Below are 22,811 nucleotides of genomic sequence, written 5' to 3' on the forward strand. Positions count from 1 at the left end.
AATTAAAATAAAATGAAACACACCTATCACATACAAGGAATGACCTGCAACGGTTGTCGCAGTCACGTTGAGCAAACTTTATCTAAAGTTGATGGTGTGACAAACGCATCTGTTGATTTAAAAAAGCAGGAAGCAACAATTGAGATGAGTTCTCATATTTCTCTGGAAACTTTTCAGAAAAGCTTAAAGGATGATGGAGGGCGTTATTCCATCCACAACCTTGGCGAGCATCATCATAAGGAAGATTCGGCAAAAGAGAAAAAGCTAAAACAAAAAGGCAAAGGAACTGGCACTTTCTACTGCCCGATGCATTGCGAGGGCGACAAAACATACGACGAGCCAGGAGATTGTCCTGTTTGCGGTATGGATTTGGTTGAAGAAGTCAATCTTTCCGCAACCACTACAGAACAATGGACGTGTCCAATGCACCTAGAAGTCGTGAAAAACGAAGCTGGAGCTTGCCCTATTTGCGGAATGGATTTAGTACCGATGGAAGCAGATAGTTCAGCAGAAGAAAAGAACTATAAAAAGCTGTTGAAAAAATTCTGGATAGCTGTTGGGTTCACGTTACCCATTTTTATAATCGCAATGAGCGAGATGATTCCTAACAATCCGTTATACGATGTAATGGAGCAAAAATGGTGGAACTGGATTCAATTTGGCTTATCCATTCCAGTTGTGTTTTATGCCACGTGGATGTTTTTTGAACGTGCCTATCGCAGCATCAAAACTTGGAATCTCAATATGTTTACGCTAATAGGAATAGGTGCTGGTGTGGCGTGGCTATTTAGTGTTTTCGGAATGCTGTTTCCAGACTTTTTTCCAGAACAGTTTAAAACAGAGTCTGGTGCAGTACACGTTTATTTTGAAGCAGCAACCGTAATACTCACATTAGTTTTAATGGGTCAAGTTTTAGAAGCGCGTGCGCATAGCAAAACCAATTCCGCAGTTAAGGAATTATTGAAACTTGCACCCAACAAAGCCATTAAATTAGTTAATGGAAATGAAGAAGAAGTTTCCATTGACCAAATAGAAAAAGGAGATATTCTACGAGTGAAGCCTGGAGATAAAATTCCCGTCGATGGCAAAATTACCGAAGGCGAAACTACTGTAGATGAATCGATGATTTCGGGCGAACCTATACCAGTTAACAAAACTACAGATGATAAAGTAAGTAGTGGTACAATCAACGGCAATCAGTCTTTCTTGATGGAAGCTGAAAAAGTAGGTAGTGATACGCTGCTTTCCCAAATTATACATATGGTAAACGATGCCAGTCGTAGTCGTGCACCTATTCAGAAGTTGGCAGATACCGTTTCCGGGTATTTTGTACCTGTTGTAGTAATTATTTCGCTCATCACTTTTGCGGTATGGGCAATTTGGGGTCCAGAACCAGCTTATGTTTATGCCTTGGTCAATGCCATTGCCGTATTAATTATAGCCTGTCCTTGTGCTTTAGGATTGGCTACACCTATGTCTGTGATGGTAGGAGTTGGCAAAGGTGCACAAAATGGTGTACTAATCAAGAATGCCGAAGCCCTTGAGAAAATGGATAAGGTGGATACCCTTATCGTGGACAAAACAGGAACCATTACGGAAGGGAAACCAACCGTTGAGAAAATAGGTATTTTTGGAGACCACTTTCGCGAAAGCGAGATTCTACATTTTATCGCATCCCTAAACAGTTCCAGCGAGCATCCACTTGCCGAAGCTACCGTGAAATATGGAAAGGAACAGAAAACCGAAATATCCAAAACCGAAAACTTTAGCGCAGTAACAGGAAAAGGCGTAGAAGGAACAGTTGATGGCAAGAAGCTCGATTTAGGCAATGTCAAAATGATGGAGTACGCAAATGCTACGCTATCATCTGAAATGGAAACCGAAGCACAATCCTTTCAGAAACAGGGAAAGACCGTTTCTTACTTATCCATTGATGGCGAAGTTTCAGGCTATGTGGTCATAGGCGATAAAATAAAAGAAACGAGTGCCAAGGCAATCAAAGAATTGCAAGACAAAGGCATCGAAGTAATAATGCTCACAGGAGATAATCACGACACCGCCCAGGCAGTAGCCAACGAACTTAATCTCGCCGACTTCAAAGCGGGAATGTTACCAGAAAACAAACTGGACGAGGTTAAAAAGTTACAAGAACAAGGCAAAGTAGTGGCGATGGCTGGCGACGGTATAAACGATGCACCAGCATTAGCCAAAAGTGATGTAGGTATTGCAATGGGAACAGGAACGGATGTCGCTATTGAAAGTGCAATGATAACATTAGTAAAAGGCGATTTACACGGCATCGTAAAAGCAAAGAATTTAAGTCATAAAGTAATGCGGAATATCCAGCAAAATTTATTTTTTGCCTTGATATACAATACCCTCGGTGTACCCATTGCAGCGGGAGTTTTATTCCCATTTTTTGGAATACTCTTATCGCCAATGATTGCCGCGTTGGCAATGAGTTTCAGTTCGGTTTCGGTCATTGTAAATGCACTCAGACTTAAAACAAAATCAATTAATTAAAAACTAAAAGCCATTAGAAATGAATTCAAAAGAGAACAATCACGGAGAAATGAAAAAAGGAAATTACTCAAAATTTGTTGGTATGCTCGTGGCATCCTTTATAGCAATGTACATCACGATGTATCTAAACACCTATGCAATCGAACACGTATATTTTAGCCTCACAAGGTTTTATATGAGCTGTTTAGGTATTGCAGCGATGGCCATAATAATGTTTGTGGCAATGCGAAATATGTATCAAAATAAAAAGAAAAATGTTGCCATAGTTTTAGGAAGTATTATTCTATTTGTTGGTGCGCTAGGACTGGTACGTGACCAAAAATCAACTGTGGGCGATGTACTCTGGATGAAAGCTATGATACCGCACCACTCGATAGCAATATTAACCAGTGAGCGTGCAAATATTCAAGACCCTGAAGTGAAAAAATTAGCCAATGATATCATTAAAGCTCAAAAGAAGGAGATAGAAGAAATGAAACAAATGATTGACCGATTGCAAAATCAGAAATAGAGCATTCGAGCAGTCTTTTCGCTATATCTTTTGTTTGCAGAAATAGCAAAAAAAGGATGCCGCTACAATCCCTAACACCCATCGTGCTACACATTAAACAATTTTTATTATGAACAAAAACATATTATATATAGCAGTCGCAGTAATAGTGGGATTATTTGCAGGCTGGCTCATTTTCGGAAATTCTGAGATTGATGTTGACGCAAGCAAGGATTCGTCTAATATGTCAGATTCCCACAACCACTCTAGCGATACGGCAAACCAAATGTGGACTTGCTCAATGCACCCACAGATTATGCAACCAGAAGCAGGCGACTGTCCTATATGCGGGATGGACTTGATACCTGCTGAGTCTGGCGCTGAAGGTCTCGCTTTGAATGAGATAAAAATGACAGATAACGCAATGGCGCTGGCCAATATTCAAACTACAGTTGTAGGTAGTGGTGCACCTTCTGATGAAGACGGAATGATCTCACTCTCAGGAAAGATTGCTACAAACGAAGAAAATAACGCTGTACAAGCAAGCTATTTTGATGGTCGTCTGGAAAAATTGAATGTAAGCTATGAAGGTCAAAAAGTAAATCGTGGTCAATTACTGGCTACTATTTATGCGCCTAATTTAGTAGCGGCACAACAAGAGCTTTTAACTACGACTGCTTTAAAAGAATCGCAACCTGCTTTGTATAAAGCTGTGCGAAACAAGTTGAAACTCTGGAAGCTTTCAGAAAGTCAAATTAATGCTATTGAAACTTCTGGGAAGGTTCGTGATAATTTCCCCATTTATGCTACTGTTTCAGGAACTGTCTCAGAAGTTGCGGCAAGAGAAGGAGACTATGTAAAACAAGGTCAACCAATTTTAAAAGTGAGTAATTTGAATTCAGTTTGGGCAGAATTTGATGCCTACGAAAGTCAAATCTCTAATCTAAAAGTAGGTCAGAAAATGATGATAGTAACCAATGCCTATGCCAATAAAGAATTTGACGCCACGATTTCTTTTATTGACCCTATGCTGAACAACGCAACGCGTACTGTTACCGTAAGAGCAACACTTAAAAATATAGATGCCCTATTTAAGCCAGGAATGTTTGTCACGGGCAAACTCAAAGGAGAATCCAAAATGAATGACGATTTAATTACCGTTCCTGCAAGTGCAGTGATGTGGACAGGAGAACGCTCATTGGTGTATATAAAGACCAATCCTAACGAACCAATTTTTGAAATGCGTGAAATTGTGATTGCGAATCGTAATGGAGAAAATTTTAGGGTAAAAGAAGGGCTTGAAAATGGCGATGAAATCGTGACAAATGGAACATTCTCAGTAGATGCCGCCGCACAATTACAAGGAAAAAAATCGATGATGAACAAGAGCAAAAAGGAAACATCGGATATGTCATTGTCTCAAATGATAATAGACTTACCATCAAGTTTTCAGAAGGACTTTGAAAAAGTGCTCACATCCTATCTTCAAATGAAAGATGCATTTGTCTCAAACGATGCTAACCAAGTTGCCGCTTTTGCAAAAGAGACATCCAAGGCCTTAAAATCTATAGATATTAGTGGTTTAGGAAAGATGGAGCAAGCACACTTAAATAAAACTATTAAAATGTTTGACGCCATTGTAGAAAATGATAATCTGGAAAATCAACGTGACCATTTTGTAATTCTGAATGAAAATTTAGTGCCCATTGCTATGAATATTGAGAATGTTGATCCCATACTATATTTGCAAAAATGTCCTATGGCAAATAAAAATAAAGGTGCTTTTTGGCTAAGTAAAGATAAAGATATTCGAAATCCATATTATGGAGATGAAATGTTGACTTGTGGAAGTATCATTAACATAACTAAGTAAACTGTCAAAGAATAGAACACAAATTTTTCAAATAGTCCAGATTAAAATAGTTTAAGCTAAAACCTTAGAAAAGATAAATTTTTCTAGGATATAAAAAGAACCAAACTATAGAATTAAAGAAATAAATGTTATAGCACACTAGCAAATGAAAAAAATAATTAAAGAATTCATTGGAGCAATTTTGATTAAGTTACAACCCCAAAAAGTTGAAATATTAATAAAAAAAGGCATCAGTTTTAATGTCAAAAATGAACTCAGTTTAAGTGAGCGATTCATGCGTTCGGCACTTTTAAAAAATGCCGAAAAAAACCAAGACTTCGATTTGCTGGCAGATTATCATGAAAATTTTTGGAAAGAGACAGGTAGAAAATATTTTTCAGATAAAGAGAATGTATTGAAAGATTTTTTTTTTCCTAATTGTTTACCAGTATTTGAAAAGCTTCAGAATATTTTAAAAGATACATCACATGAATTTCACACCATTGTCGAGATTGGAACAGGCAATGGGGATGTTTTAGATTACTTGAGCGCTGAATTTTCACAAATTGAAAGATTTATAGGTATTGATTTAAGTGTTGAGCAAATTAAATTTAATAAAAAACAGTATGTTGAGAATATTAAAATCGAATTTGTAGCCGCAGATGGATTTGATTGGATTAAAGAAAACGGAACCAATAATATGATAATCTTTACTTCAGGTGGTGTCCTAGAATATTTTTCAGAACAACGATTGCAAGAGTTCTTTTCTTACCTAAACAAATTAGGGACTTCAATATTTATTGCAATTGAGCCCATTGGAGCAAATATTGACTTTAGCAAGAATCCAAATTCTCAACCTTATGGTGTTGAGCGATCATTTTCTCATGATTATGCACGCCTTTTTAAAAATGCAGGTTTTAATTTATGGCACGAGTCTAAGGCACCAGGCAAGATGCATGAAGATTATTTTGGGGTTTTTGGAGCAATAAATAAATGAATGTTATTCATTAATAATTACATAGAAATTGACGTTTAATCCAACATAACAGTTCGAATAACCAAAAGGTCTTGTATAAAAAAATGATAAGACTATCTTGGCAAACGATTTTTTTACAAAGAGATTAAATCAAAATAACACCAAACCATAACTAGAAATTTACTGATGACCACAAAAATGATAGACTTTTTAAAGAGGTACGAAATATGGGTGTTTTTAACACTTGCACCAATGCTGAATTTTGTAATAACTTTTGCTAAAAGCAAAGGCGTAATAGAATTTTTCCCGTACACCAATGGTCGCTTTTACGCTTTAATGTTTTTGTTGTTATTTATTGTAAAAATTACAAAAGGTAATGAAGGTATAAAGAATTTATTTAGACCTATGCTAGTTTGGAAAGTACACCCAAAGTGGTATGTATTTAGCTTACTGTTCGCATTTACCATAGGTTTAATAACTTTAGTAATTGTAGCTTTTTATAATGGAGATATGTCCATTCTTGATTTCGAAATTTATATACCTACCTTAAAATTCACTTTGTTTCTTTTGTCTTGGGCATTTCTAGGTGAAGTGGTATGGATAGGTTATGCATTTCGTGAACTTTCGAAAATTACTAAACCATTTTACGCAACTCAGGTTATCGGCTTTGTATGGTCTTTATGGTGGCTACCTTCCGTTTATATAAATGTTGGTGTAATTGAAGACCTTCCTGTATGGCCGTTGTTTTTAAATATGATGGGAGCTGCTGGTATGTGTGCTATTGTATATTCAAAAACCAGAAGTGGAATATGTGTACTGGTAATACAATCGATGTTAAATATGTCTCTTGTTTTGTTGCCGATTTCACCAGATGCGGGTGACCATACCTATACTATATTTGCGGTTCTTTACTTTATAATAATGTTGGTCTTTATGTATTTTATGCCACCAAAGATAGATTCTAATTCATTGAAATTGTAGTCTTTCTTATTAATTAATTACTTTAAAAAATTTTAAATATTATCCGTCAGCACATACCCCAACATTCCGCGAAGAGCTTCATTTCGGGAAAAGCGCTTCATTAAAGGTCTTAGACACAATCCCAAAGATTCCGATTTCCACTACGCTAATCCCGCCCAAAAGCAGGAAACGCTTCATTCCCAATCTACATATTTGAAATTTAGTCCGCTTTAAATTCTGCTAAAGAGGTTAATTCGTTTTCACAATCCGTTCAGCACATTCCCCTACATTCCTTAAAAAACTTCATTCCGTGAAAAGAGCTTCTCTACAAATGTCTTGGACACACCTATTGTTTTGCTTCCTTCATTACGTTAACCCGAACCGCTACGCTGGTTTGGGACACTTCATTTCGTTAGAAAAAATAGGTAAGTCCAACAAAACATCGGAAAGCCATCGACTCGATTTTCTTAACAGGATTTTCGGCGAAGTCTTCTTGAGCCTTCACTCGAAAATCCTTAAAAACCGAACCGCTGCCTTACACATTTTAAGGGGTTTATAATGGATAAAGCCTTTGTTGTTTTTCGGGGCGTCGAAAAACAGGCACGACATAACCAATTCTAATTTAATCACAGCTGCTTATCTCGCTTAACTGTCGGTACGCTCAAACGCAACTGCGCTTAAAAGAATTACTAATGCCCTTATGGAACTTGTCAAGACTATACAAGTTTTAGTGAAAAAGAAGGTTTCTACTTCCTTGAAAATCCAAGGATTTTACTACGTCGCAAACACACCTGATTTGTTCCCGAAAAGTCTGGACAAAACCCACTCTATCCATTGTGCGGTGCACAGAAGAAAAGAACAAACACCCCTTAAAACTTAATTCAGTTTAAATCAAATAGGGGAAATATAAACCAGTCTGTAACAAAGCAGACACAAATCTTTTTATTATGAGTACTATTAAAAATCACGTACAGTTAATTGGAAACGTTGGACAAGAACCAACTATTACGAACCTTGAAAGCGGAAAGAAAGTAGCCCGTTTTTCACTCGCCACAAATGAGTATTACAAAGATGCCAAAGGCGAAAAACAAACTGACACTAATTGGCATACGGTAGTTGCTTGGGGCAAGACTGCCGAAATTGTAGAGAAGTATGTTGTTAAAGGCAAAGAAGTTGGAATATCGGGAAAACTTAAAACCCGAAGTTATACAAGTGATGATAACGAACAACGCTATGTTACGGAAGTTGTAGCCGATGAAATTCTATTACTTGGAAGCAAAGACGACAAGTAAATCTTAAAATGAAAGAGGGCGTAACCGTCGAAAGATGCGCCCTCTTTTTCATTATTCACACTTTAAATAATATGTACAATGAAAGCACAAGTTAACGAAATCAAAGAAGGATTGCAACATTTTCACGGAACGGAAATGTTCTATCAAATCCCATTATTAAAAACACGTTTTACAGACGGTCTAAAATACCTTGCTAACGTGGCAGATTGTTTTTGGCTCATTACAGATACATCCGTAATCGCAAAAAGTTTGATGAACCGAAGCGAATTTGTAACCATAGACTTCAAAAGATTGTCCGAAGAAAAACAGGATTTTACAGGTTATGAAGCTGAAATTATTTATACAGATGGCAACGATACTATTTTAGAAAAACACAGCTATCGTGTAACCGATTTTCCACTCGACGAACTGCGGTTATTTTTTGTAAATAATACGCTGATGTTACCTAGCGAATATTAGAATTTTGAAGCTATGATTTACATAAAATTTCAGGATTTGAGCGAGGAAAAACAAGAGGACCTTTTACAGGTTTCGAGAGAGCACGTAACACATCTTTATGGGGAATCCATAAAAAAATATGTGGAAGAAACTGGTGCAGATTATGAAAACTTGATTGACGAGGAAATGATTAAAAACTTATACACCTATAATTTCGTTTTCAATATTTAGCACTATTATATAGAGCAACGAACACCTCTAAAATTTTAGAGGTGTTTTTCTATGCAATTAATATATAGTCAAGAAAAAAACGTATCTTTATTTCGCTGAAATTCAGCATTCAAATTTAAGTAGGGTTATCCACTTTTCGACTTTCGCCGATAACCGTACACATCGAAAAATAACATATCGGAAAATCATTTTCCCTGAAAATGGCAATCGGCTTTTTAGCCGGATTGTATGGATTTTTGTCACGCTTGCGCGTGACGAAAAGGAATAGCAAGAGGGTAACACGCTGCGCGATGTTTCGGATTCCTTTTCGTTTTCAAATAGCTGATTGCCAGCGATTTGAAGGTGTTTTAATTTCCTGACAATCAGAGATTTGCGACAAACGAGCTGTAAACGCCCATTTTTAGGGAAGATTTTGCGACAAATAGGCGAAATATGGACTCATTTATTGGAATTAGATTTAAAAAGGAAACTGCAAAACGCTTCCAAAGTTTCTCACGCACTTACTTCAAATCGCACACCGAAGCAATGGCTACGATGCTCGATTTTTTCTTCTACAATGAAATCTCGCCAAAGGAAAAATTGGGTCCGACGGGGCGAACCATCGAAGCCAAATTACTTAAAAGAATCAATGCTGTAATTGCCATAATGAGGGATGTGGAAAAGACACAAACCAAACCTACGGTAGCGATGATTCAATCACTTTTTGAAACAGAAGAACCAACCAAAAAACCGTTGATTGTAGAAAAGAAATATGCCGAACAAAAACCTAAAGTGAGATTTCAGGAAAAACAAAATCAGAATAACGAACTCTAATTTTTGAACTATGTACATCACAATAACACCCCAAAAATTAGGTGGCACTTATGGTCAAAGTTCGGCGGATTTTGTAGGCTATTTAGAGAAAGAAAACGAAGGTTTAGAACAACGAGATATGGAACACTTTTTCAACCAATATGGCGACGAGATTCCCGCTGAAGAAGTGGTCAAAGAAATTGATGGAAATACCGCAAAATTAAAAAAGAAAGAACCCAAGTTTTATTCGATTACGGTCAGTCCTTCAAAGTATGAATTACGAAAACTAAAGAACAATAGCCAAGATTTAAAAAATTACACTCATGAGCTGATGAAGGATTATGTCGCCAGTTTCAATCGGGAAATAAATGGACGACCTATATCAATCAATGACATAAAGTACTATGCTAAAATTGAACATCAAAGAACATTCAAGGGTACAGATTTTCAGATTAAAGAGAACCAACCTTACGCTTCAAAAATTCTTCAACTAAAAACTGAAATCCGAAATATTCAAGATGGACGAGCAAAAGGGAATATTAAAAAGATGAACAGGGAAATTGCCAAACTGGAACGCCAAGCACCGCATCAACAAAATGGAAAACGCATTGTCCAAGGAATGTCAAAAGATGGAAACCAAAGTCATATCCATATTATCGTAAGCAGAAAGGATGCTTCCAATTCGGTAAGTCTTTCGCCTGGTAGTAAACACAAAGCTTCTGAAGTAGAGATGCACGGCAAAAAGGTAAAGCGAGGTTTTGATAGGGATGCCTTTTTCGTTAAAGCGGAAAAGACGTTTGACAAAACTTTTGGATATAAACGCAATTTTGCCGAGACCTATAAAGCAAGAAAAGATTTTGTTAAAAACCCTAACCTCTATTTTGCTGCCTTGATGAAACTACCAGCTAACGAAAAGGCATTGGCTTTTAAAATGATTACAAAAACAGGCTTGCCAGTAATACCTAGTATTCCTTTAAGCCAAGCACAAATTGCGCTTCGGGTTTTCAAACGGTTAAGACGTGGTGCAGAAATAGCAATTAAATCAAGTTCCATCGGAATATAAGTAGTATGCAGATAGATAATATCATAACGACACTTTCAATTATTGGTTTTACCAGTACTGTTTTCTATGCGATGTTTCGGCTAAGTAAGTTTGCGTTTCTTTTGAATATCGCAATACTGTCATTTTTCGTATTCTATGTTGCTGCTGGAAATGAATTAACATTCATTTTGTTGTATCTAGTTTGTCCGCTACTATTAATTAATACAGGACTATACGTTTTTCTGCATAAAACTGAAAATTCGCAAAATGGCGATAGTAAATACCAAGTCAACTTTGCTACGAGCAAAGGGAATTTTAAATTGGATAATATTAAACGTGGCGCATCCGTCATCGGATCCGCTGGAAGCGGAAAAACCGAAAGTGTCGTTTACGGATTTCTTAAACACTTCCAAAAAGAAGGCTTTTGCGGAATCATTCACGATTACAAAGATTTTGAATTGACCGAAATGGCATATCCACTTTTCAAGGATAGCGATATTCCATTTAAGGTCATTTCCTTCGATAAAATCATCCATAGGGTAAATCCTATTGCGCCACGCTATTTAGAGAACGAGGAAAGCGTCAATGAGGTGTCAAGGGTGTTAATCGAAAACCTTTTAGAGCAAAGAGAAAGCGGAACAACTGGCACGACAAAATTCTTTAACGATGCTGCAGAGGGGTTGATTGGTGGTTTGATTTGGAAACTGAAAACGGAATATCCAAAATACTGTACGTTACCCCATTTGATAGCTGTTTATCAATTCCTTGATACAAAAAGCCTAATCCAGTTTCTGGAAACCAACACCACCTCAAGGGCGATGGCAGATGCTTTTATTAGTGGCAAAGATTCTGAAAGACAGACTGCTGGTGTAAAAAGCACCTTGGCCAATGCGCTCAAACGAATTAGTACCCAACGTATTTTTATGGCATTGTCCGCAGACGAAGTGCCATTGAATATTAATAGCGAGGAAAATCCATCAGTAATTTCAATAGTGAACAACCCAAAATTTGAAACCTCCTATTCGCCCGTCATTGCTACCATCATTCATACTATCACCAAGCAAATGAGCGTGCGGAATTCTAAACCGTCGTTCTTGCTGATGGAAGAAGCACCGACCATACGTTTGTTGAATATGCATCGTATTCCAGCAACCTTACGTAGTTACAACATCTCAACTATTTACGTGATGCAAGACAAGATTCAGAATGATATGATGTATGGCGATAAAGCAAGTAAAGCGATTTTGAGCAATTTATCCTATCAATTCTTCGGTAAGGTCAATGACCCGGACACCGCCAAATATTACGAACGCTTTTTTGAAATTATTAAAGACCCGACCAAGAGTATCAGTCGAGGACATAACCTTGATTTTGATACGCGTATTACTACGGGCGAAAAGGAAATTCCAAAGATTAGAGCTGATGTTTTCTTCAGGTTGAAACAAGGCGAATTTATTACTTACGCGGATGGAAAGGATAAGAAAATTCAATTTAAATTGGATGATATTCAAAGAGAATTACCAAAGGAATCGAAACAGTTTGCACAGGCTGATTTAGCAGCTAATTTTGAACGGGTTTATGATGAGGCGCGTTCGATATTTGAAAAGCGACTGTATGTGAGTTAAAGTAGCGACGTTCTTTGTACTCTTAGCAAAAAGCGGATTTTGTAAAGAGTGTGGCATTTTTGAAGCATACTTTAATGAGTTTGACTGCAATAACGAAACGAAGCACAACAAGTATAATGTTAAGAGTACATTTAAACAATCGTTTAATTATACTTTTTTAGTTCCGTAAAAGGTGAATTACCGGAACTACTAAAAAGAACGACAAATTGAACTGGAAGCGAATATGTTAGCAACATTTTCAAGTCATTTTGTAAAACGGCCGTTTTAAGGAACTAAAATCTATGTATTTTATTTCTTTACTAACTCCACTTCATCTTCTGCAATCGCACCGCATTCAATATAGCTAGCAACGCCACCCCCACATCCGCAAAAACGGCTTCCCACATTGTGGCAAGTCCACCAGCACCAAGAATAAGAACTATAATCTTTACACCAAATGCCAAACCAATATTTTGCCAAACAATTTTTCGGGTAGAACGCCCAATTTTAATTGCTCTTGCGATTTTTGAAGGTTGGTCCGTCTGGATAATGACATCCGCCGTTTCAATGGCAACATCGCTACCCAAACCGCCCATCGCGATACCTACATCACTTGCTGCCAATACCGGTGCATCGTTGATACCGTCGCCTATGAAGGCAACCTTCAAATCTGGTTGTGCTTTGAGCTTTTCGACTTCGTTCAATTTATCTTCCGGTAATAGACCGCCCTTAGCCCAATCTATGCCCAATTCTTTTGCGACCTGTTGAGTTATGGAATCCTTATCGCCCGAAAGCATAATGATTTTGGAAATCCCAGAATCCCTAATTTGCTTTATGGCTTGGTGCGCATCTTCCTTTAGTTCATCGGCAATGGTCACATAGCCCGCAAATTTTCCATCAATGGCGACCATGACGATGGATTCCACAATGTCATTGGTTGCAGATGGAGCTTCGATGTTATTTGAGGTCATCAAAGCCTTATTCCCTACCAGAACAGTCTTACCATTAACCGTTCCCAATAAGCCTTTTCCAGCCACCTCAGAAACATTCGTGGCATCTAAATCTGCACCTTCAGCTTTATATTCCAGAATTGCTTTTGCAATAGGATGGGTAGATTGTTCTTCCATTGCCATCAAGTATTTCATAAATACCGCTTCCGAGAAATTGGAACTGTTTATTACTTCCTTAATCTTGAAAACACCTTTGGTCACGGTTCCCGTTTTGTCCATTACCACAGTAGTCACTTTGGTCATTGCATCCAAAAATGAAGCTCCTTTAAATAGTATACCGTTGTGCGAGGCTGCACCCAGACCACCGAAATAGCCGAGAGGAATCGAGATGACCAATGCACAAGGACACGAAATCACGAGAAATATTAAAGCTCTGTACAGCCAATCACGAAACACATAATCATCCACGAAAAAGTAAGGCAAGAATGTCAGACCGATAGCGAGAAAAACAACGATAGGCGTATAAATCCTTGCGAACTTCCTTATAAATAATTCCGTCTTTGATTTTCTTGCAGTCGCATTCTGTACCATATCAAGAATTCGTGCAATGGAACTATCTTTAAACTCTTTTGTGGTCTCGATTTCGATTACACCATCGAGATTTATGCTTCCGGCAAAAACACTATCTCCTTTGGCGATAGTATCGGGTTTGCTTTCGCCTGTTAAAGCTGCGGTATTAAATGAACCTTTATCAGAAAGCAGAATACCATCGAGTGGTACTTTTTCGCCCACACGCACCTGAATCTTTTCGCCTATCTGAACAGTCTCGGGATTGACCGAAATGAAATCGCCATCACGGTTTACCAAGGCTTCATTAGGGCGCACGTCCAATAATGCTTTTATATTTCTTTTAGCACGGTTAACAGCAGCATTCTGAAACAGTTCTCCAACGGCATAGAAAAGCATTACCGCAACACCCTCGGGATATTCGCCTATGGCAAATGCGCCCAAGGTTGCAATGGACATTAGAAAAAATTCTGTAAAGAAATCGCCATTCTTGATACTGTTCCATCCTTCTTTTATGACTGGAAATCCAACTGGAATATAGGCTACCGTATACCAGACAACACGAATCCAACCCTTAAAAAATGGAAAAGCATCGAAATAATCAATGGCGATTCCTGCTATCAACATTACAAAGCTAAAAATCGCTGGTAAATAAGTTCTGAAATTGGAGGCTTCTTCTGGACTGCCGTGATTGTGTCCGTCATCGTGATTGTGCCCGCCTTGGTGTTCCTTTGGGTCTAAATCCCGTAAGTTTACTTTTTTCTTTTTCATGAGTGTAATTTCCTAATTATTTTGATGCAACAGAAGTGCATTTATTGCCTGCTGCATTTGTCACAGATTCCCTTCAAAACCAAATTTGCGTCTTCGGCAACGTAACCGTCCGGGAGGTTGATATGTGGAATCTTATGTTCAGTCAGACAGACCGTCTCATTGCAGTTGCTGCAATGAAAATGAAGGTGTAAATCCTGTTCAATCTCACAGTTACAACCGGGCTCACATAAGGCATACTTGGTTGTGCTAGTGCCATCGTCTATCTGGTGTACGATTCCTTTTTCCTCAAAGGTTTTCAGCGTTCGGTATAACGTAGTCCTGTCAGATTTCGCGAAAGCGTTCTCAATATCCGTAAGGGCGACCGCAATTTCCTTTTCGGCCATATATTTATAGATCAAGATGCGCATTGCCGTAGGACGCACATTTTTATTTTCCAATGTTTTTTCTATTTCCTTCATGCTTTATTATTAATGGCCGTGACCTCCTTCTTCTTCGCTATTCTTTGCTTTTGCCAAAAGGGTAAAAGAATCCTTTAAAACAATTTCCATAGAAGTAATGTCCTGCGTTTCATCGACAAATTCGAACGCAACAAAACCTTCTTCCTCGTTACCTTTTGTGATTTCGAGCATTTCAAAATCATTCATCGGGTTTTCACCTTCTCTCCGTTTTCCGAGGGATTTAAAAATATACTGTTTTGCTTCAAATCGAACTATGGCTTCTTCTGGAACGGCATATCGTTCCTGCGCTTCCACTTCAATAGCTGCATTGACGAACATTCCTGGCAATAAGTCTTCATTTTTTTCCTTTAAATGACCGTGAATCGTAATAGACCTATCGTCACGCACGTTGCTTCCAATGAGAAATACTTCGGCTTCCATCCATTCTTCCGGTGCATTTGCCAGTCTAAAGCGAATGCGTTGCCCATTACGAATCAAGGGAATATCATCTTCATATACCTTAAGTTCTACATGTAAATCTGTTGCATCGGTAATATCCATTATTACATCTTGGGGATTGAAATATTTTCCTGTGTTGATATAAACATCCCGAACCACACCATTTATGGGCGAATACACATTCACGACAGTTGATAGATTACCATTTTTTACACTTGTTGGGTTTATACCTATCAATCGAAGTTTACTTTCAAGCGACTTGATGTTTGCCTGATTGGTCAAATACATACTTTTCGCCTTTTGGAATACTTTTGTTGATGTTACATTTTCATCGTTCAAGGTTTGCTGACGGTCAAAATCTGCTTTGAGATAATCATTATTTGCCAGAGCTTCCAAATATTCCCTTTGGAACTCGATAAATTCTGGATTTTCCACACTTGCTATTACCTGACCCTTTTTAATTCTGCTACCAGGAAGCATTTCGGTATATTTCAAAAATCCCCCGTACAGTACTGTAACTGAAATATTGCCCTGTGGTGGCACATCAATCATTCCGTTTACCGAGATTTCGTGTCCTATTTTTCGTTTTTCAACCTTACCAATGACAATGTTGGTCTGTTCCATTTGCGCATCGGTCAGTTCAACTTGATTTTCTTCTCCTTTGTGGTCATCTTCAACCATTGGTTGTGCATTATCCTTACAACCTGTTGACATTAAAGCGACGATAAAAAAGATTGTTATATATATATTCTTCATTTTATTGATTATTAGCGATGAGTTCTTCGATTTTTATGAGTGTTTGATTGTACTGGTTTACAAAATCCAAATATTTCACTTGAATAGTCATTGCCCTGTTAAGCCCTTGGATGTATTCGATATACCCAACTTCCCCTTCCTGAAATCCACGTTGGGAATTTTTCAACAGCAATTCCGCTTGCGGCAAAGCATTGTTTTTGTACGATTCCAGATTTGTTTGCTCCGTTTGAAGCGTTTCCCATAAGGTATCAAACTGGGTCTGCGCTCTGTTTTTTATAGCTTCCAATTGTGCTTCGTTCTCCATTTTTTGGATTTTGGCAGCTTTGATTTTCGCTGTGTGTGGTTTTAACCAAATTGGGATACTCAAACCCAATTGCACACCTGTAAATCTATCTCCAGAATCGAATACTGTTGGTGTTCCGTTTGCGGTTTCGCCATTGCCTATAAAGGATTGATTGAAATAACCCAATGTGATATCTGGTAATAGTTTTGAAACAGCCACGGATTTTTCATTTTCGGCAAGTTCGATTTGCTTTTGGTAAAAAGCGAGCGTTGGATTATTTGAGATTGCTGTGGAATCCTTCAACTGGGGTAACATTTCAGTTTTTACTTCTAAATTTCCTACATTGATATCAACCAAACTATCTGTATTCATCAGATTTTGCAATTGTAGTTGATGGTTTTTAAGGACAGAAGCGTTATCCAAAATCATAATCTGAATATCTGCCAGTTCCACATTGGCTGTTGCCTGCTCCAATGCATTGCTTTCGCCTGTTTTATAACGCAAGTTCGCGGCGTAGGCAAACCGTTCATAAATGCTGTCCTGTTTTTGCAGTACCATTTGTTTGCTCTTGATATACCACAATTCGTAATACGTGGATTTAACTTGGGCAATCAAATCATTTTTTAGAACCGCTTCATTCAGTTCGCTTGCCTCAATTTTGGTTTTTACCAATTTATTTTGGCTTCCATAAAGTGTTGGGAACGCAAACTTTTGACTAACGCTAAAACGTGTATCATTATCTGCAATGCTATTGATTTGTCCATATTCCAAACCAAAATCAGTTTTAGGTAAATCGAAACTACTGCCTTTCAATGCCTGCTGCTGTTCTGTCTCCAAACGTGACACCTTGATATTGGGATTGTTTTTTAATGCTGTTTCAATTACTTCATCAATATTTTGATAGACTTTTACTTGAGAAGTTGTCTGCGCATTTATGGAAAAGGCACTTCCGAATAATGCCATCAGCATAACAAGAGCTGTCTTATTAGGTTTCATCTTTAATTTTTTTTCAGAATAATAATAGAGGATTGGCAATACCACGAGCGTTAAAAAGGTTGCTGTAATCAAACCACCAATCACTACGGTTGCCAAAGGTCGCTGTACTTCTGCGCCAGAAGTTTGGGAAATTGCCATTGGCAAAAACCCTAGAGAGGCTACGGAAGCGGTCAAAATTACAGGACGTAAACGGGTCTTTGTGCCTTGATAGATGCGTTGGAAAATATCTGAAATTCCGTCTTTTTTAAGTCGGTTAAATTCCGCAATTAAAACGATACCATTTAGGACCGCTACACCAAACAAAGCAATAAATCCAACTCCTGCAGAAATACTAAATGGCATATCTCGAAGCCAAAGTGCAAACACACCCCCAATGGCTGATAATGGAATTGCCGTAAAAATGAGCACACCTTGTTTGATTGACCCAAACGTAAAGTATAACAGAATAAAAATGAGCAACAATGCGAGTGGAACTGCAATTGCCAAACGTTCTCGTGCTTCCACAAGATTTTCAAACTGCCCTCCATACGAAATAGTATAGCCTGGTTTCAGATTGATTTGTGAATCGATTTTTGAACTTATTTCATCAACAACGCTTTCCACATCCCGATTACGCACATTGAAGGCTACGATTATTCGTCGTCGTGTATCATCTCGTTGAATTTGGTAAGGTCCATCTTTTATGGAAACATTTGCTACCTGTTGCAAGGGAATCTGTTGGCCATTGGCACCATTGAGATACAGATTCTGGACATCGTGAAGGTCTGTTCTGTTTTTATTTTCCAAACGTACTACCAAGTCAAACTGCTTTTCGCCTTCATACACCAAGCCTGTGGAAGCTCCAGCGAATGCAGCTTGAATCGTATTGTTTACCGATTTTATATCCAATCCGTATTTTGCAAGTTGTCCACGATTGTAGTTGATGACTATTTGTGGCACTCCCGTGACCTCCTCCGTATAGACATCCACAGCACCTTCCACCGTTCCTGCCAATTTTCCGATTTGGCTTGCATAGGTAGAAAGTTGATTTAAATCTTCGCCATAAATCTTGATGGCGACATCTTGACGCACACCTGTCATCAACTCATTAAAACGCATTTGAATCGGTTGTTGAAAACCAAAGGTAACACCAGGAATAACTTCAAGTGCTTCAGCCATTTTATTTGCCAAATCTTCCCTGTTGGATGCCGAAACCCATTCTGATTTATCTTTAAGAATTATCATTAAATCGGCAGCCTCAATCGGCATCGGATCTGTTGGGATTTCTCCCGAACCAATTTTAGATACGACTTGTTCCACCTCTGGAAAATTATCCAAGAGGATTTTTTCAGCTTTGGTAGTCGCTTTTATTGTATTTGAAAGGGAACTTCCCGTAATAACTCGTGTTTCTACCGCAAAATCGCCTTCTTCAAGTGTTGGAATAAATTCGCCACCCAAGCTTTGGAACACTAAAAAAGCGGTGACGAAAAGTGCAATGGTACTACCAACTACAATAATTCTTGTACGCATTGCCCAATGTATGATTGGTTCGTAAATGCAATAAAAGAAGTCCATTATTTTATCGGAAATATTCCGCTTGTGTTCTGTTTTTTTGCTCAAGACCAATGCCGACATCATTGGAATGTAAGTCAGCGACAATAAGAATGCTCCCAAAATAGCGAAACTTACCGTTTGCGCCATCGGTCCGAACATTTTGCCTTCCGTTCCCACCAAGGCTAAAATAGGTAGATATACAATTAGGATGATGATTTCTCCGAAAGCTGCTGAATTTCGAATTTTACTTGCAGATTGATACACTTCTTCATCCATTTCAGCCTGCGTCAATTTTCTGGAAATTTTTAACGCCCCTAAATGGAATAGGGTCGCTTCCACAATAATGACCGCACCATCCACAATTAAACCAAAATCAACTGCTCCCAAACTCATCAGGTTTGCCGAAACACCAAAAATATGCATCATACTAAACGCAAATAGTAAAGCGAGAGGAATAACGGATGCTGTAATCAAACCAGCACGCCAATTGCCCAACAATAAAAGTAAAATGAAAATCACGATAAGCGCACCTTCCACAAGATTGGTGGTAACTGTACCAATGGCATTGTCCACCAATTTAGTTCTATCCAGAAAGGGTTCGATAACCACACCTTCGGGCAAGGTTTTGCTAATGGTTTCAATTCTATCTTTTACATCCTTTATTACTTTGGCGGAGTTAGCGCCTTTCAACATCATAACAATCGCACTAACCACTTCGCCTTCGCCATTTCGGGTTGTTGCGCCATAACGAATCGCCTTTCCTGTTTGAACTGTTGCAACATCACTTATCAAAATAGGAATGCCACTTTCTGTCTGCTTTACAAGAATATTCTTGATATCTTCTATCGAACCAACAAGGCCTTCGCTTCTAATAAAAAGTGCTTTGTCATTTTTTTCAATATAAGCACCGCCAGTATTTTGATTGTTATTTTCGAGTGCGCTGAAAAGGTCGGAAATGGAAACACCCATACCGTTCAAGCGTTCTGGACGAACTGCAATTTCATATTGTTTTAGATAGCCACCAAAACTACTGACGTCTGCAACGCCTTTCGTTCCCAATAGCTGGCGTTTAATGACCCAATCTTGTATCGTCCGAAGCTCTGTTGCTGTGTATTTGTCCTCATAACCAGGCTTTGTAGCAATGACATATTGATAAATTTCACCAAGTCCCGTAGTCAATGGTGCGATTCCTGGCTTACCGATGCCCTCTGGAATTTGGGATTGAGCATCCGCCAGACGTTCGTTTACCTGTTGTCTTGCCCAATACACATCTACATTCTCCTCAAAAACAATGGTTACAACCGATAATCCAAAACGTGAAAAAGAACGAATTTCATCGATTTGGGGAATGGTTGTCATTGTGAGTTCAATGGGAAAAGTGATTAATCGCTCAACCTCTTGGGCTGCAAGTGTTGGCGAGGTCGTAATGACCTGTACTTGATTATTGGTAATATCCGGAACGGCATCTACAGGAAGCTGTTGCAATGAATAAGCACCCGTGATAATCAAGGCTAGAGTGAGTAAACCAATAACCAGCTTATGGGTTATGGAATACCTAATAATTTTATTAAGCATAGAAAGAATTTAATACAGTTAAACATCACGGAATTATGCCAAAAAATTGCAATTGTCCGCAGCGGAGTGTGACCTTTCTCGGTCAAAATCGGATATAGTTATCCTAGTGTAAAACTGACTATGCCTTTGGAGGCTGGAAAAGAGAGTGTGAAATGTCATTGCCGAAGCTATCGAAATGCGCAAATTTTTCCTTGAAATTCATAAGAATCAAGGGTTCGAACGAAATAATGTTGGATTCGATGGTATGGATATGGCAGCAATGGCAATTGCAAAATGGGGAACACAGGTCGGTTGCGCCATGGTCATGATTTCCATCCATCGCGATTACATTTTCGATTTCCGCATCATCACTTGACATCTTCCCATCATTACACGGAATGAAATTGAGTGCCAAAAAATATAGCGATAATATGATTGCGATTGATTTCACTTTCCAAAGATAACAAGAAATTCATGCAACTGTATTGCAAAGCTTTACTATGCTATGAGTTCCTAAAAAAAGAAAGTTGTACGGGACTGCATTTAATTTCTAAAGTTCAAATAAGGGTATTTCCATAGAATTTAACTAGTACGTTTAAACCCACCTTTATTTAGACTTTCAAAATTGCAGATTTAGTCTACTTATAACGACCGTTTAAATGGACCTTTCTCAACATTATTTAGTAACTATTTACAAATAGCACTTTTAATAGAAAGTTTTTGCATAGAGGACTATTACATAAAAGGTGCAAATAGTGAAGTAATCTCTTCTAGATAAAATTAACGATAAAATCTATTTTAGACAGAGTTCAGTTTACACCATCATTCATGGACTAACCGATTGTAATAGGATACAAATTCCACAACATCCTCATCGCTGATTTCATCCGAAATTTGTTTAGATGAGATGACCATATCTTTGATATTAATTTTCAAAATATCGTTGAGTTCTATTAAGTCTGATTGGTTATGACCAAAAGCGGTATAGGCTTCAATTTTACCTTTTATAATACTCTTGAAAATATCCAGCGCTATAAACGCGGTATCAGGGATATTATTGTTATGGACCTGTTCATTATCCATAGCTTAAAAAGGCCCTTTTTCCCTCGGTCTTTTACTGGTAACTTTCCATTGACCGTTTTCTCTAACCAACTTGAAAATTCCAGTTTTCCCATCGTAGGTGCTGCTGTATTTTATCCAGGCAATTTCGCCATCAACAGCTTCATCTAAAATTTCCACTTCGATGTTTTTATCAGAATCCGGTATCATATTCTGTACAGTAATCAAACTGGCATAGCCTTCTGTAGTAGTATGTTTTTTTAAAGCTGATTCATCTTTTGAAAAAAAACTTCCCGCAACTGCCTTGGCAGTTTCAGAAGGGGATTTTGTTGTGCTTTCTGAACAAGAAAGGAACAACAGTACAAGCGAGCAAATGACGATTTTTTTCATAACAATTTTAATTTGGGTTATTGATATACTTATGCGATACCTTCAATTTTAAATCCCTTTCCCCATTTTTCTCATTCAGCTCAACCACTAATCTACGGTCATTAATTATTGAAAATTTAGGCATTACATAAACTAATTTTACAACTTCGCCCTCAGCTATTCTGGACGGTACGTTGTGCTTAAAAATGGGTTCTTGAAGCAGCTTTTGTAACGATTTTCTTTTGCCTTTTTGTCTTGTTTCTAGCGAGAGATTTAAGAAATTTAAGTCGTAATCCAAACTCGATTTATTCTCAATCTGGATAACAAAGTAGAGTTCTTCCTTATCAAAAACTATATTCTCAACACTCAAAACGATGCTTTCATTTCGTTTTTGTATCGTACCTATTCGTTGCTTTCTTTCAAGAAGATAAGAAGAGAATTTTGTGTAGTAAAATCTGCTGTTATCTACTAAATTCTCAACTTCAGTTACTTCGGTAGTGTCAATGATGATAGGTTTTTCATTGCCTATACTACTTGATTGTGACACGAAATAATTGAGCTTCGATAGCTGCTTTCTATATCTTATAATATACGAAAAAATCGCCCCATTTCTATTGATTATCAATAAATTACTTTCTTTTCCAGGGGTTGCCTGAAGCAATCCAAAGTACTGTTCTTTTTCACGATTGTAGGTAAAGACAAAATTATCCGAACCAGTTACACCTTGCCTAATAGGTTCTGGAAAGAACAGCGCAACGTTTTTGGTGTCGTTGGCATAAATGGTGTCGAGAACTTTGGTTGTTTGTGCTTTCGCGAAAGCGGAAATACATATGACTGCTATTATTAAGACTGAATTTTTCATAAGAGTGCGTTTTTA

General features: G+C 37.9%; 19 protein-coding genes. 11 read left to right on the forward strand and 8 right to left on the reverse strand.

All coding sequences use genetic code 11. The features are described 5' to 3' along the window. The first annotated feature begins 12 nt into the window (after positions 1 to 12). From BUC31_RS00275 to BUC31_RS00325, 11 genes are all read left to right on the forward strand, one after another. Positions 13 to 2,523 carry a heavy metal translocating P-type ATPase gene (locus BUC31_RS00275; RefSeq protein ID WP_073240379.1) on the forward strand — a complete coding sequence of 837 codons (2,511 nt, stop codon included), beginning with the start codon at positions 13 to 15 and terminating at the stop codon, positions 2,521 to 2,523. A gap of 19 nt (positions 2,524 to 2,542) precedes the next feature. Further along, positions 2,543 to 3,034, forward strand: coding sequence for a DUF305 domain-containing protein (locus BUC31_RS00280; RefSeq protein WP_073240380.1), 492 nt, complete (start codon positions 2,543 to 2,545; stop codon positions 3,032 to 3,034). 109 nt (positions 3,035 to 3,143) lie between these two features. Then, a complete protein-coding gene (locus tag BUC31_RS00285; RefSeq protein ID WP_073240381.1) occupies positions 3,144 to 4,886 on the forward strand; it encodes an efflux RND transporter periplasmic adaptor subunit in 1,743 nt (580 codons plus the stop codon). Positions 4,887 to 5,031: 145 nt separating this feature from the next. Next, the gene (locus tag BUC31_RS00290) at positions 5,032 to 5,862 is read left to right on the forward strand and encodes a class I SAM-dependent methyltransferase (protein WP_073240382.1); all 831 of its coding nucleotides are present in this window, start codon (positions 5,032 to 5,034) and stop codon (positions 5,860 to 5,862) included. A 165-nt stretch (positions 5,863 to 6,027) separates the two neighbouring features. After that, positions 6,028 to 6,822 (forward strand): CPBP family glutamic-type intramembrane protease, encoded by a 795-nt coding sequence (locus BUC31_RS00295; protein WP_073240383.1) that lies wholly within the window; start codon positions 6,028 to 6,030, stop codon positions 6,820 to 6,822. A gap of 926 nt (positions 6,823 to 7,748) precedes the next feature. Continuing rightward, positions 7,749 to 8,093 (forward strand): single-stranded DNA-binding protein, encoded by a 345-nt coding sequence (locus tag BUC31_RS00300; protein ID WP_073240384.1) that lies wholly within the window; start codon positions 7,749 to 7,751, stop codon positions 8,091 to 8,093. A 78-nt stretch (positions 8,094 to 8,171) separates the two neighbouring features. Beyond that, the gene (locus BUC31_RS00305) at positions 8,172 to 8,552 is read left to right on the forward strand and encodes a DUF6876 family protein (RefSeq protein ID WP_073240385.1); all 381 of its coding nucleotides are present in this window, start codon (positions 8,172 to 8,174) and stop codon (positions 8,550 to 8,552) included. Between the two features lie 12 nt (positions 8,553 to 8,564). Then, positions 8,565 to 8,762 carry a hypothetical protein gene (locus BUC31_RS00310; RefSeq protein WP_073240386.1) on the forward strand — a complete coding sequence of 66 codons (198 nt, stop codon included), beginning with the start codon at positions 8,565 to 8,567 and terminating at the stop codon, positions 8,760 to 8,762. A 432-nt stretch (positions 8,763 to 9,194) separates the two neighbouring features. After that, a complete protein-coding gene (locus BUC31_RS00315) occupies positions 9,195 to 9,575 on the forward strand; it encodes a BfmA/BtgA family mobilization protein (RefSeq protein WP_073240387.1) in 381 nt (126 codons plus the stop codon). A gap of 10 nt (positions 9,576 to 9,585) precedes the next feature. Beyond that, the gene (mobB, locus tag BUC31_RS00320) at positions 9,586 to 10,617 is read left to right on the forward strand and encodes a MobB family relaxase (protein ID WP_073240388.1); all 1,032 of its coding nucleotides are present in this window, start codon (positions 9,586 to 9,588) and stop codon (positions 10,615 to 10,617) included. A gap of 5 nt (positions 10,618 to 10,622) precedes the next feature. After that, entirely contained in the window at positions 10,623 to 12,221 is a 1,599-nt protein-coding gene (locus BUC31_RS00325) for a type IV secretory system conjugative DNA transfer family protein (RefSeq protein WP_073240389.1), read from the forward strand. Positions 12,222 to 12,520: 299 nt separating this feature from the next. On the opposite strand, the gene BUC31_RS00330 is transcribed toward BUC31_RS00325, so the two are convergent. The 8 genes from BUC31_RS00330 to BUC31_RS00365 form a co-directional block, all read right to left on the reverse strand. Next, the gene (locus BUC31_RS00330) at positions 12,521 to 14,488 is read right to left on the reverse strand and encodes a heavy metal translocating P-type ATPase (protein ID WP_073240390.1); all 1,968 of its coding nucleotides are present in this window, start codon (positions 14,486 to 14,488) and stop codon (positions 12,521 to 12,523) included. 41 nt (positions 14,489 to 14,529) lie between these two features. Next, entirely contained in the window at positions 14,530 to 14,946 is a 417-nt protein-coding gene (locus tag BUC31_RS00335) for a Fur family transcriptional regulator (protein WP_073240391.1), read from the reverse strand. Positions 14,947 to 14,955: 9 nt separating this feature from the next. Continuing rightward, positions 14,956 to 16,098, reverse strand: coding sequence for an efflux RND transporter periplasmic adaptor subunit (locus tag BUC31_RS00340; RefSeq protein ID WP_139251874.1), 1,143 nt, complete (start codon positions 16,096 to 16,098; stop codon positions 14,956 to 14,958). 43 nt (positions 16,099 to 16,141) lie between these two features. After that, positions 16,142 to 20,527, reverse strand: coding sequence for a CusA/CzcA family heavy metal efflux RND transporter (locus BUC31_RS00345; protein WP_073240393.1), 4,386 nt, complete (start codon positions 20,525 to 20,527; stop codon positions 16,142 to 16,144). 118 nt (positions 20,528 to 20,645) lie between these two features. Further along, a complete protein-coding gene (locus BUC31_RS20615) occupies positions 20,646 to 20,957 on the reverse strand; it encodes a DUF6660 family protein (RefSeq protein ID WP_073240394.1) in 312 nt (103 codons plus the stop codon). 371 nt (positions 20,958 to 21,328) lie between these two features. Further along, a complete protein-coding gene (locus tag BUC31_RS00355; protein WP_073240395.1) occupies positions 21,329 to 21,589 on the reverse strand; it encodes a hypothetical protein in 261 nt (86 codons plus the stop codon). Between the two features lie 3 nt (positions 21,590 to 21,592). Further along, on the reverse strand, positions 21,593 to 21,955 hold the full coding sequence (locus BUC31_RS00360) for a hypothetical protein (protein ID WP_073240396.1): 363 nt from the start codon (positions 21,953 to 21,955) through the stop codon (positions 21,593 to 21,595). 7 nt (positions 21,956 to 21,962) lie between these two features. Next, a complete protein-coding gene (locus BUC31_RS00365; protein ID WP_073240397.1) occupies positions 21,963 to 22,796 on the reverse strand; it encodes a DUF4138 domain-containing protein in 834 nt (277 codons plus the stop codon). Positions 22,797 to 22,811 lie beyond the last annotated feature (15 nt).

Source organism: Maribacter aquivivus, from assembly GCF_900142175.1.
GTDB lineage: Bacteria > Bacteroidota > Bacteroidia > Flavobacteriales > Flavobacteriaceae > Maribacter > Maribacter aquivivus.

Bases quoted from the DNA above. Each gene is read 5' to 3' on its own strand.
- BUC31_RS00345 (WP_073240393.1), bottom strand. From the start codon at position 20,527: ATGCTTAATAAAATTATTAGGTATTCCATAACCCATAAGCTGGTTATT.
- BUC31_RS00280 (WP_073240380.1), top strand. From the start codon at position 2,543: ATGAATTCAAAAGAGAACAATCACGGAGAAATGAAAAAAGGAAATTAC.
- BUC31_RS00290 (WP_073240382.1), top strand. From the start codon at position 5,032: ATGAAAAAAATAATTAAAGAATTCATTGGAGCAATTTTGATTAAGTTA.
- BUC31_RS00310 (WP_073240386.1), top strand. From the start codon at position 8,565: ATGATTTACATAAAATTTCAGGATTTGAGCGAGGAAAAACAAGAGGAC.
- BUC31_RS00335 (WP_073240391.1), bottom strand. From the start codon at position 14,946: ATGAAGGAAATAGAAAAAACATTGGAAAATAAAAATGTGCGTCCTACG.
- BUC31_RS00285 (WP_073240381.1), top strand. From the start codon at position 3,144: ATGAACAAAAACATATTATATATAGCAGTCGCAGTAATAGTGGGATTA.
- mobB (WP_073240388.1), top strand. From the start codon at position 9,586: ATGTACATCACAATAACACCCCAAAAATTAGGTGGCACTTATGGTCAA.
- BUC31_RS00360 (WP_073240396.1), bottom strand. From the start codon at position 21,955: ATGAAAAAAATCGTCATTTGCTCGCTTGTACTGTTGTTCCTTTCTTGT.
- BUC31_RS00340 (WP_139251874.1), bottom strand. From the start codon at position 16,098: ATGTCAACAGGTTGTAAGGATAATGCACAACCAATGGTTGAAGATGAC.
- BUC31_RS00365 (WP_073240397.1), bottom strand. From the start codon at position 22,796: ATGAAAAATTCAGTCTTAATAATAGCAGTCATATGTATTTCCGCTTTC.
- BUC31_RS00300 (WP_073240384.1), top strand. From the start codon at position 7,749: ATGAGTACTATTAAAAATCACGTACAGTTAATTGGAAACGTTGGACAA.
- BUC31_RS00275 (WP_073240379.1), top strand. From the start codon at position 13: ATGAAACACACCTATCACATACAAGGAATGACCTGCAACGGTTGTCGC.
- BUC31_RS00315 (WP_073240387.1), top strand. From the start codon at position 9,195: ATGGACTCATTTATTGGAATTAGATTTAAAAAGGAAACTGCAAAACGC.
- BUC31_RS00325 (WP_073240389.1), top strand. From the start codon at position 10,623: ATGCAGATAGATAATATCATAACGACACTTTCAATTATTGGTTTTACC.
- BUC31_RS00355 (WP_073240395.1), bottom strand. From the start codon at position 21,589: ATGGATAATGAACAGGTCCATAACAATAATATCCCTGATACCGCGTTT.
- BUC31_RS00330 (WP_073240390.1), bottom strand. From the start codon at position 14,488: ATGAAAAAGAAAAAAGTAAACTTACGGGATTTAGACCCAAAGGAACAC.
- BUC31_RS00305 (WP_073240385.1), top strand. From the start codon at position 8,172: ATGAAAGCACAAGTTAACGAAATCAAAGAAGGATTGCAACATTTTCAC.
- BUC31_RS00295 (WP_073240383.1), top strand. From the start codon at position 6,028: ATGACCACAAAAATGATAGACTTTTTAAAGAGGTACGAAATATGGGTG.